Origin of the sequence: Kitasatospora sp. NPDC059812 (genome assembly GCF_042732075.1) — a bacterium.
GTDB lineage: Bacteria > Actinomycetota > Actinomycetes > Streptomycetales > Streptomycetaceae > Kitasatospora.
In genome coordinates, this window is sequence record NZ_JBHWIO010000069.1 from 36,565 (window position 1) to 38,529 (window position 1,965).

Below are 1,965 nucleotides of genomic sequence, written 5' to 3' on the forward strand. Positions count from 1 at the left end.
ACACCCCCGGCGGGCGCCTCCCGCGTTGTCCGTCCGACCCCCCCCCCCCCCCCCCGGCCGCCCGCGCGCCGGCCCCCCCCCCCCCCGGGGGCCGTTCGGTGTGTGCGGACGGGCGGGCTCGGACCGGGCGGCGGTGGGTCAGGTCAGAGGCCGAGCAGGCGCACGGCCTCGGCGCGCATCTCGACCTTGCGGACCTTGCCGGTGACGGTCATCGGGAACTCCTCGACCACGTGCACGTACCGCGGGATCTTGACGTGGGCGAGCCGGCCGGCGCAGTAGGTGCGGACGGTGTCGGCGGTGAGCGGCTCGGCGCCCGCGCGCATGCGGATCCACGCCATCAGCTCCTCGCCGTACCGGGCGTCGGGCACGCCGACGACCTGGACGTCGAGGACGTCGGGGTGGGTGTACAGGAACTCCTCGATCTCGCGCGGGTAGAGGTTCTCGCCGCCGCGGATGACCATGTCCTTGATCCGGCCGGTGATGGCGAGGTAGCCGTCCCGGTCCATGACGGCGAGGTCGCCGGTGTGCATCCAGCGGGCGGCGTCGACGGCCTCGGCGGTGCGCTCGGTCTCGCCCCAGTAGCCGAGCATGACGGAGTAGCCGCGGGTGCAGAGTTCACCGGGCTCGCCGCGCGGGACGGTCCGGCCGGTGGCCGGGTCGATGACCTTGACCTCCAGGTGCGGGCCGACCCGGCCGACGGTGGAGACCCGGCGGTCGACCGTGTCGTCGGCGCGGGTCTGGGTGGAGACGGGCGAGGTCTCGGTCATGCCGTAGCAGATGGCGACCTCGGCCATGCCCATCCGGCCGATGACGTCCTTCATCACCTCGGCCGGGCAGGGGGAGCCCGCCATGATGCCGGTGCGCAGGCTGGTGAGGTCGTGGCGCGCGAAGTCGGGGTCGGCGAGTTCGGCGATGAACATGGTGGGCACCCCGTACAGCGAGGTGCAGCGCTCGGCGGCGACGGCGGCCAAGGTGGCGCCCGGGTCGAAGGAGGGCGCGGGGATCACCGTGCAGGCGCCGTGGGAGATGGCCGCGAGGTTCGCCATCACCATGCCGAAGCAGTGGTAGAACGGCACCGGAACGCAGATCCGGTCCTGCTCGGTGTAGTTGAGCAGTTCTCCGACGAAGTAGCCGTTGTTGAGGATGTTGTGGTGGGACAGGGTCGCGCCCTTGGGGAAGCCGGTGGTCCCGGAGGTGTACTGGATGTTGATCGGGTCGTCCGGCGTCAACTCCCGCTGCCGCTGCGCGAGAAGGCCGGGGTCGGCGCGGCGCCCGGTGGCGAGCAGGGTGTCCCAGTCGGGGCTGCCGATCAGCACCCTCCGCTCCAACTCCGGGCACTGGGGCCGCACTTCCTCGATCATTCCGGCGTAGTCGGAGGTCTTGAAGCGCTCGGCCGCGACCAGCAGGCGGATCCCGGCCTGGTTCAGCACGTACGCCAACTCGTGTGAGCGGTAGGCCGGGTTGATGGTGACCAGGATCGCGCCGAGCTTGGCGGTGGCGTACTGGGTGAGCGTCCACTCGGCGCAGTTGGGCGCCCAGATGCCGACCCGGTCGCCCTTGGCGATGCCGAGGTCGAGCAGGCCGAGGGCCAACGCGTCGACGTCGGCGGCGAGTTCGGCGTACGTCCAGCGGCGGGCGGTGGCCCGGTCGACCAGGGCGTCCCGTGCGGGGTGGGCGCGCACCGCGCGGTCGAGGTTCTCCCCGATGGTGTCGCCGAGCAGCGGCACGTCCGAGGTGCCGGAGGCGTAGCTGCGCGGGGTCGGCGTGGTCGGCACGTTCTGACTCCTGGGTGGGCGCGTGCGGGTCGGCCCCCATGCTCTCCGCCTCGCGCCCGCGCCACCACCCCCGAACGGGGGTGCGGACACGATGCTGGGGCGGGGGGCGGGGGGGGGGCGGCGGGCCCCCCACGGGGGGGCGCGCGTGGTTGAGGGGTGTAGCACTGGCGGGGGGTGGGTGGGTGTGTTT

The 1,965-nt window shown here is 73.1% G+C and carries 1 protein-coding gene; it reads right to left on the reverse strand.

Annotated elements, in window-relative coordinates; all coding sequences use genetic code 11:
- Positions 1-143 precede the first annotated feature (143 nt).
- Complete coding sequence (locus ACFV6D_RS28435) at positions 144-1,775, reverse strand: AMP-binding protein (protein ID WP_380561600.1); 1,632 nt, start codon at positions 1,773-1,775, stop codon at positions 144-146.
- Positions 1,776-1,965 lie beyond the last annotated feature (190 nt).